This is a genomic window from Candidatus Cryptobacteroides sp. (genome assembly GCF_056207615.1).
This window is the reverse complement of the sequence record NZ_JBAEER010000071.1, coordinates 1-7,379: the sequence shown is the minus strand read 5'-3', so window position 1 is coordinate 7,379 and position 7,379 is coordinate 1. Positions and strand designations below refer to the sequence as shown.

At 51.5% G+C, this 7,379-nt stretch carries 10 protein-coding genes and 1 riboswitch; of the genes, 7 read left to right on the top strand and 3 right to left on the bottom strand.

What is annotated here, in order from left to right; all coding sequences use genetic code 11:
* A partial coding sequence (locus AC06ND_RS04350; RefSeq protein WP_475677770.1) for a DUF6805 domain-containing protein occupies positions 1 to 424 on the top strand: 424 nt, incomplete at its 5' end.
* Positions 425 to 467: 43 nt separating this feature from the next.
* Here the strand turns inward: AC06ND_RS04350 and AC06ND_RS04345 are convergent.
* A complete protein-coding gene (locus tag AC06ND_RS04345) occupies positions 468 to 1,142 on the bottom strand; it encodes a hypothetical protein (RefSeq protein WP_475677769.1) in 675 nt (224 codons plus the stop codon).
* A 209-nt stretch (positions 1,143 to 1,351) separates the two neighbouring features.
* Between AC06ND_RS04345 and AC06ND_RS04340 the strand changes: the two genes are divergently transcribed.
* The 4 genes from AC06ND_RS04340 (at position 1,352) to AC06ND_RS04325 (ending at position 3,929) form a co-directional block, all read left to right on the top strand.
* The gene (locus AC06ND_RS04340) at positions 1,352 to 2,044 is read left to right on the top strand and encodes a CPBP family intramembrane glutamic endopeptidase (protein WP_475677768.1); all 693 of its coding nucleotides are present in this window, start codon (positions 1,352 to 1,354) and stop codon (positions 2,042 to 2,044) included.
* 106 nt (positions 2,045 to 2,150) lie between these two features.
* Positions 2,151 to 2,969 carry a hypothetical protein gene (locus AC06ND_RS04335; RefSeq protein ID WP_475677767.1) on the top strand — a complete coding sequence of 273 codons (819 nt, stop codon included), beginning with the start codon at positions 2,151 to 2,153 and terminating at the stop codon, positions 2,967 to 2,969.
* A gap of 73 nt (positions 2,970 to 3,042) precedes the next feature.
* Complete coding sequence (gene trhA, locus AC06ND_RS04330) at positions 3,043 to 3,684, top strand: PAQR family membrane homeostasis protein TrhA (RefSeq protein WP_475677766.1); 642 nt, start codon at positions 3,043 to 3,045, stop codon at positions 3,682 to 3,684.
* Between the two features lie 65 nt (positions 3,685 to 3,749).
* Positions 3,750 to 3,929, top strand: coding sequence for a hypothetical protein (locus AC06ND_RS04325; RefSeq protein ID WP_475677765.1), 180 nt, complete (start codon positions 3,750 to 3,752; stop codon positions 3,927 to 3,929).
* Positions 3,930 to 3,938: 9 nt separating this feature from the next.
* Here the strand turns inward: AC06ND_RS04325 and AC06ND_RS04320 are convergent, their stop codons facing one another.
* The gene (locus AC06ND_RS04320; protein WP_475677764.1) at positions 3,939 to 4,838 is read right to left on the bottom strand and encodes a helix-turn-helix transcriptional regulator; all 900 of its coding nucleotides are present in this window, start codon (positions 4,836 to 4,838) and stop codon (positions 3,939 to 3,941) included.
* A gap of 198 nt (positions 4,839 to 5,036) precedes the next feature.
* A riboswitch (SAM-I-IV-variant riboswitch) is annotated at positions 5,037 to 5,136 on the top strand.
* Between AC06ND_RS04320 and AC06ND_RS04315 the strand changes: the two genes are divergently transcribed.
* Complete coding sequence (locus AC06ND_RS04315) at positions 5,135 to 5,359, top strand: hypothetical protein (RefSeq protein WP_475677763.1); 225 nt, start codon at positions 5,135 to 5,137, stop codon at positions 5,357 to 5,359. It overlaps the preceding riboswitch by 2 nt.
* 21 nt (positions 5,360 to 5,380) lie before the next feature.
* Positions 5,381 to 5,680: a hypothetical protein gene (locus AC06ND_RS04310; protein ID WP_475677762.1), complete on the top strand. Its 300-nt coding sequence runs from the start codon at positions 5,381 to 5,383 to the stop codon at positions 5,678 to 5,680.
* Positions 5,681 to 6,071: 391 nt separating this feature from the next.
* On the opposite strand, the gene AC06ND_RS04305 is transcribed toward AC06ND_RS04310, so the two are convergent.
* Positions 6,072 to 6,827, bottom strand: a complete 756-nt coding sequence (locus AC06ND_RS04305) for a M15 family metallopeptidase (RefSeq protein ID WP_475677761.1) — start codon at positions 6,825 to 6,827, stop codon at positions 6,072 to 6,074.
* Positions 6,828 to 7,379: the final 552 nt, after the last annotated feature.

Genomic DNA, 7,379 nt, shown 5'->3' with positions numbered 1-7,379 from the left:
CATGGCACTCGACGCACGTACAATCGACGCGGTGCAGACAGGCGAGCAGCAGCCGGAGATCGACCATAGGATGAAGGTGGGACGCTCATCGAAGGGCAACAGCCAGGGTGAGAACTACCGCCAGGCCATGGGCAGCTGGTTCAGCTATGAGCTTGAGACCAAGGGCATGACAGACCTCGCTCTCATGCTTCGCTTCTGGGGTGCAGAGACCGGCAACCGTGCGTTCAAGGTTCTCGTCGACGACGTGGAGATAGCTTCAGATAATACAGGCTCGAAGTGGAACCGCAGTGCGTTCTTCAACGTTGAGTATCCTATCCCAGCCGCTCTGCTCGAGGGTAAGGAGATCATCACCGTGAAGTTCGAGTCAGCCGGTCCACGCGACATCGTCGGCGGCATCTATGCTGTCCGCCTGGTGACGAAATAGGGGCGATAGGTGGTTTTGCGGTATTGTGTGTTGCCGCAGATGTTTACTTTCCGAGGACAGGACGGACAGGGAGGCCGCTGTATCTTTTTATGCGTCCTCCTGTATATAGATCCAGTATCCGGTCTGCCCGGAGAACGAAGACTCTTGATGGGTAGTCTTCCTCCAATTCGGAGCTCCAATAGTAGGCCTTTACGTGGTAATCTCCGACTACACCTGGACTAGGAATGCCTTCTGCCGTACTTAACTCTCGGTATCCTGCTGCCGGCAGATAGATCTTGTTCCCGGAAGTGGGCCCGTAGATTGATTCGACGTAGAATCCTTTGACGGAGATTACTTTTTTCCCCCAGTCATAGACCTCCTCGGACTCGACGTCCATTGTCCATTTGTAGAAATTGGAGTTGGTGAGGATGGTACACTCCTCGATGGTCGGAAGGCGCCATTTGCCGCCCCACAGAGCCTGTGCGATGTCTTCGTCACCACCCTCGTAGGTGTCCATGGTATACTCGTCTTTCACCCATGGTTCGCCCCATGAGTAGTAGTCTCCATCCTCGAAGATGGAGCTTGCTCCAATGTTGGTGGTTGCCCATATACCTGCCTGGCCCATGTCTACATATCCATGGCCCTTGTGGCTCCTGTGGATGCCATCGTCATCTTTTGTGCAGGAAGAGAATATCAAGGCGACGGCTGTCGCGAGTATAGTCAGATAGTGTGCTTTCATGTTGTCTTTCTCCGAACTGTTCGATGCAAACTTACGAAAAACTATTGCAGCGGCAAAACATACCGCATTCCAGAACATATCGGATCCTGGTTAAATGCTTCGCAATCTTGGATTAGTACCACCTACAAATATATCGATTATCGTCTTCCGTGAGACAGAATCGTGCTCAGAAGTACCGTCAACCGCGAAATAGTAGTACCTTTGTGCCAATGAAGATGACATTGGGAAACATAACACAGGAGCGTAAGCGTACGCTGATAAGCATATCGGTATTCTATGTCATCGCCGTTGCCATCAGGGCCGCAGCGATGCAGATCAATCCACCTTCCACCATGGGATTCATGTTCCTGCTCAGGGGATGGGCGGAAGGCCTCGGCCCATGCATCGGTGCCCTGGTCGCGGTCATCCTGTTCGGACGAAAGTTCTTCTGCAGCATCAGCGGAAAGTCCCTGGTCAAGTCCGTGATATCCGTGGCAATCCCTTTCTGCATATGTGCCATATTGGACTGGAAACTCAGTTTCATGCTGCTGGGGTTCATATTCTACTCCTTCCTCGAAGAAGTCGGATGGAGAGGATATCTTCAAGGAGAGCTCGGCGATAAGTCGGAATTGGTGAGTTCGCTGATCATCGGTTCAATGTGGTTCTTCTGGCACCTCAGATTCCATCTCAGCCTCGGTTCCCTGATATTCCTGATGATCCTCGTGCTGGGGTCATGGGGCATTGGAAGGATCGCAAAGGACACCCACAGCCTGATGGCATGTGCATGCTTCCATACGCTGTACAATTTCTCCACCCATGGATTCTTCCAGTTCACTCCAGCCGTCATCTGCATTTACGTTGCCGTCGTAGTCTCATGGTTCGTCGTCTGGTACACGCCATGGACAAAGATTTTTCGCAGATGAAGATTGATGACGCCATGAGGTTACTGGTACCATGAATAATGGATGCGTGTTTTCGTGACTAATAAAAAATGACTAAATTTGCGCGATTCTTAAACCTACGACCTATATGAGCGTTTCACGCACGGAGAACCTAATATCCAGCCTCTCCTTCACATCAGCATATCATCACTGGAAACTCATCACCAGGACCATATTCCTTATCATGGTCATCGTTGACCATTTCATCTGCAGGGCACACGACGTAGACTACTTCTCGAACCAAGGCCTCCATACATCATTCTTCGCAATGGCCATCTGGGTGCTGTTCATGATGGAGATGGTACTGCGCCTGCTCCCATCAAAGCTGGAGTCAAACGGCTGCCAGAAGCAGTTTCCTAGCATGTACAAACCGGGAAAGGGAAGACCTATCGCCGGCACCGCAAAGAGCGGACGAAAGTTGACCGCCCTCGTTTGGCTGTTGATCAATCTTCCGTTCGCTCTGCTCTACTATTTCGGTGTCATCCGCCAGAGCGGACTCATGATCGTTGCAATGATCTATTCCGTCTGTGACATGATATGCATCCTCTATTTCTGCCCGTTCCAGACATGGATAATGAAAAACAGATGCTGCACGAACTGCTTCATCTACAATTGGGACTACGCAATGATGTTCACTCCGCTGATCCTTGTCCGGACATGGTTCAGCTGGAGCCTGATAGGCTTGGCGCTGTTTGTCGTGATGGTATGGGAATACAGGCTCTGGCGCTTCCCTGAACGCTTTTCTGCTGAAACTAACCTCAACCTCTCATGTGCGAACTGCACCGAAAAACTCTGCAAATCCAAGAAACAGTTGCAGAATTTCATCGTTAAACTAGAGAAGGATTACCGAATCAAGGACATACGCAAGCAGATTGGTATCGACAACCGCTACGATCGCGATGAATAGTTTCTGTCGACCGACCGTGCTTAAGAACACCTTTGAATAGCGTAAGGACATCGTAGATTAATTGAAGATAGCCATGGCATATACGAAGAATGAAGAAATAGCTAACTCGACGACACATGCGGCCGGCATACTGCTCGGCATCGTGGTCGGCACCATCTTCGTGGTGCGCTTCGCCGTCGGTGGAGACGCATGGGTGCGGTGGTCGGTTGCGCTCTACCTTTTCGGCATGTTGAGCTCCTACGTTGCCTCTACCGTGTACCATGCACTGCCGCAGGGGGACGCAAAGTCGCACCTCCGAAAGTGGGACCATTCTGCCATCTACTGGCACATAGCCGGAAGCTATTCTCCGATCACCCTGCTCGCTCTTCGCAGCGAAGGTGCATGGGGCATCACCCTTTTCTGCGTTATCTGGGGAGTGGCCATCGCCGGCACTATCCCGAGCTTCATCAAGCTCAAGAACCATAGCCACATCCAGACCGTCAGCTATGTGCTGCTCGGCCTTACCGGAGTGATTGCATTCGGCCCGCTGTGGAGAACCGCTGGTGCCGCTGCGTGCCTGTGGATCATCGCCGAGGGCGTCATGTACATCACCGGCGCGGTCTTCTACTCAATCTACAAGAAACCGTACATGCACACCGTCTTCCACGTCTTCGTGCTGCTCGGCACCATCTGCCACATCGCCGCCATCTGGGGCATATTCTTGCAGTATTGCTAGTATAAGTATCGTCAACGGCAAAATAGTCGTACCTTTGTGTGACGAGAAGCAAATTCACAATGGGAATGAAAAAGGCACCGAAGAAACTGCGCATAACGCTTGACGACTTCATGCTCGCTAACCGAAAGGCGGCGCGCGATGAGGAGATCAGGGCGCATGGACGTCCCGTTTCCTCTAGGACTGTCCTGCACAAGTCCCGCAAGGCCTATGACCGCAGGCAGAACAAGAAGATAGATTTCGAATGACCCTCTGGGCTACAGGCTCTCGATGAAGCGGGTGTAGCTGCGGACGTAGTCGGTGAGGGCGGGGGAGTCGACGATTCGAACGTCCGCAGCCAGGCCGATCACGAAGCGCCCGACCCCCTCCATCTGGGTCACGTCCGTCTCAAGCAGCCAGCGGTCGGGCGCGAGCTGCATGAGCTCGTATTCGGCGAGCGGAAACTCCTCGACCAGCAGATTGCGCGCCCTGCGGTTGAGCTCGATGCGTACATGGGTCTTCGTCGGACCGCTCATCCTGAAAATGTCCATCTCCGGCTTGCAGTGCTCCGGCTCGAACTCCCACCCATCCGGAAGGATCTCCACCGAGCCGATCCTCGAAATCTTGTACATCTTGTTGGAGCGGCTCACCATGTCGTATGCCCATACGCAGACGTACTCCGCCGTGAACTCGTACGGCTCAACGAGCACATCATGAACCCCCGAATTCGACGACTGGTAGTCCTTAAGGACGACGCGCTTGCCCTCGGAAATCGCCTCCTCGAGCGTCTGGATCGCGTATGCTACCTTCTTGTTGTCCGTGTACCGCTCGATCGCAGTCACGTCGTACACCGCCGAAAGCTTCTTGTAGAGGTTCGCCTTCATCCCGTTCGACTGGTCGAGCCCCTGAATCAGGTTCGTCAGCACCTTCGCCTCCTCCTCGGAAAAATACACGAGCTTCTCCAGGTCCTTCGACGCCTTCGGCATCTTCATCAGCCTGTAGATGTTCCCATGCACCTTCTCCACCACGAAGCCCGCGTCCTTGAAGGTGTCGATATATCGGTAGATGGTCCTGTACGAAGTGTCCATCTTCTCCGCGAGCTCATCGATGGTGAAGAGCACGCTGCCCGACATCAGTCTCATCAGGCGGAGCATACGCTCGATTTTCGGTTGGTCCATAGTGTCGCTAATTTTTATGGACACGAAGTTAGCAGAAAAATCGCAATATTTTTCTGCTTGTGACAAAACTTGTCAAAAATGCGGAATACATTTGCGCTGTCTTTCGATGGGAGACGTGAGATGAGAGGTGTACGGTGAAAGCCTGCGTCTGGAATCAAACGACGAGCGTTTTTTCGAGAGACATACGACGAGAAACTCGTAAAGCATCGCGAGCCCTCCAGGAGAGGCGCCAACCGAGCAGGGATGCCACGGTGGCAAAATGATGCGGATTATATAATGATCAAAAAACATCTATCATGGAAAACATCAATGAGGAGGAGGTATTCACCTTCAGACTGAACGAGGTCGAGACTAAAAGAGCGAAGGCCTTCTGCGCCCTGCACATGATGCACGTCGCGCACATGCCGGCCGGCGAAGCATTCTGCTTCAAATTCATCCCATCGCACATCGGAATCGTTGCGATCCTGCAGTGCATGACATGCAATGAGCACATCGACCTGACCGACTATGAACAGTTCTAGAACCTTTAAGACAACAAGACTATGACGATCTACAAGGACAATGCGCCAACTTCCAGGGAGATATGGCTGGAGGTGGAAGACGGAATGGTGAGGATGGTCCAGCAGGACCTCGGACCGGCTTGCCAGATCATGACCGGCGAGGACGAATATGAGAGGGAAGTGTCCTGCAAGCTAAAGGACCTCGAGACTGTGCTAAGGCTTAAGGGCGCAGCGGCGGTCCTGGACCAGCTCTCGAAGATGTTCCATAGCTCTGACTCGATCGACCGCTTCATGGTCTACCTTTCGCAAAACGGAATCAGGTACGACGTCTACTCTGACTAGCCCGCTTCGGCGGCGGGTTTATGCTTGTGCTGGATTGCTCGGAGGTAGGTTTTGCGTGCGGTGGAATGCTTCTGCGGTGGGTTTAGGCTTTCGCTGTCCTGATACGGCCGTGGGTTATGCTTGTGCTGTCACGAACGACAAAAATCGTCTTGTTTTTGTCGCTCGTGGCAGTGTTTTCGATGTTTCGGGCTGTTTTGGTGGCGCGAACTCCAAAAATCGAGTTGTTTTTGTCGTTCGTGCCAGTGTGGCAATGTTCAAATGACATACATGAAGATATGAGCGACAAACATTGAGTATCAGAGAAAGAACAGCTGATTCGTGACTGTAAAAAAGAGTGTGACCTCGTTAGTATTCAGGAACTTTCACAAGGAACAACTCAAGATCGTCAGTCTCATTTGATGCTTCCAATGGAAATTGGGAAATTGAAGTAAGTGTCCGGGAATGGCTCGTCTTTGAGGGTGAAGTGCCACCACTCGCACTCGTAAATCTTGAAGCCGTGTCGCACCATGGCTTCCTGGAGAATCATGCGGTTGCGGTACTGCTCCTCTGTGATGGGCCTATAGGCTCCAATCTCCTGTCCAGGCTGGACATCGGGATGTGACGCAATCCCAAAATAATCAAAGGTACAGCCCATGTCAACATCCTTTTGCAGCTTCATGTCGAAAAGGGTCAAATCAACGGTAGAGCCACGTGTGTGGCTGCTTTTCCTTGCCACATACTCCTGAGGCACCAGCACGGACTTGTCCAGCTCTGGGTAGAAGTACTCTTTCATGCGCACGTCATCAATATTCTCTGCCCATTCCATAAAGTAATCCACGGCACACTGAGGACGGTATGCATCATAAATCTTCAGAAGGTAGCCCTGTTCCTTGAGTTCGTCACTTACCACCTTTAGGGAATCTGCTGCTTGACGGGAAAGGATTGCCACCGGTTCCAGATAGCCTGGAATACGGTCACCTATGAAATTGAAGGTGCTGTAGTAGCGGATTTCCAAAATCACATCCGGAATATGTTCGCCGATCAGTACGAACTGTGAACTGTCCATTTCCGGAGCCTTCTGCGACGTGTTGTGGATACACGAGGAGGTGACGAGGAGCGCCGAAACAACGGCAGAAATTATCGAGAGTATACTTTTCATTTTGCTCATTGCCATTAATTTGAACTACTAATATACAACAATTATCCCTGACGAAGTTGTCAATTGATAATTTTTCACATCTCTTATCAAGGTCGCAAAGAACGAGCGTCGGCCTTTCGACTGGGAACAGATTGACGACGTGACTTTCCAATCAGCATTGAAGCGGGAGATGGATTGTCAATCCATAAGTGGGTTATGCTTGCGCTGGCCTGCTCGGAGGTAGGTTTTGCGTGCGGTGGATTGCTTCCGCGGTGGGTTTATACTTGTGCTGTCACGAACTCCAAAAATCGGCTGTTTTTTGGCGTTCGTGGCAGTGTTTTCGATGTTTTGGACTGTTTTGGTGGCGCGAACTCCAAGAATTGGCTGTTTTTTGTCGTTCGTGCCAAGCTATTCTAGGTTTTATGCTGTTTCCCTGCTGCGAACTCAAAGTTTCGTTTATTTGTAAGCGCCTCCGCGGGGACGTCTTGACGGGTCTTTGTTATTTGTTGATCTTCGCATGGTAATTCATTACCATCATGGAAGATCGGATCATTGAGAATAACAAATCAGCCAAGTCTTCGG

What these genes read in the sequence shown, in the direction of transcription:
- AC06ND_RS04345 (WP_475677769.1), bottom strand. Translation starts at nt 1,142, where the DNA reads ATGAAAGCACACTATCTGACTATACTCGCGACAGCCGTCGCCTTGATA.
- AC06ND_RS04340 (WP_475677768.1), top strand. Translation starts at nt 1,352, where the DNA reads ATGAAGATGACATTGGGAAACATAACACAGGAGCGTAAGCGTACGCTG.
- AC06ND_RS04335 (WP_475677767.1), top strand. Translation starts at nt 2,151, where the DNA reads ATGAGCGTTTCACGCACGGAGAACCTAATATCCAGCCTCTCCTTCACA.
- trhA (WP_475677766.1), top strand. Translation starts at nt 3,043, where the DNA reads ATGGCATATACGAAGAATGAAGAAATAGCTAACTCGACGACACATGCG.
- AC06ND_RS04325 (WP_475677765.1), top strand. Translation starts at nt 3,750, where the DNA reads ATGAAAAAGGCACCGAAGAAACTGCGCATAACGCTTGACGACTTCATG.
- AC06ND_RS04320 (WP_475677764.1), bottom strand. Translation starts at nt 4,838, where the DNA reads ATGGACCAACCGAAAATCGAGCGTATGCTCCGCCTGATGAGACTGATG.
- AC06ND_RS04315 (WP_475677763.1), top strand. Translation starts at nt 5,135, where the DNA reads ATGGAAAACATCAATGAGGAGGAGGTATTCACCTTCAGACTGAACGAG.
- AC06ND_RS04310 (WP_475677762.1), top strand. Translation starts at nt 5,381, where the DNA reads ATGACGATCTACAAGGACAATGCGCCAACTTCCAGGGAGATATGGCTG.
- AC06ND_RS04305 (WP_475677761.1), bottom strand. Translation starts at nt 6,827, where the DNA reads ATGAGCAAAATGAAAAGTATACTCTCGATAATTTCTGCCGTTGTTTCG.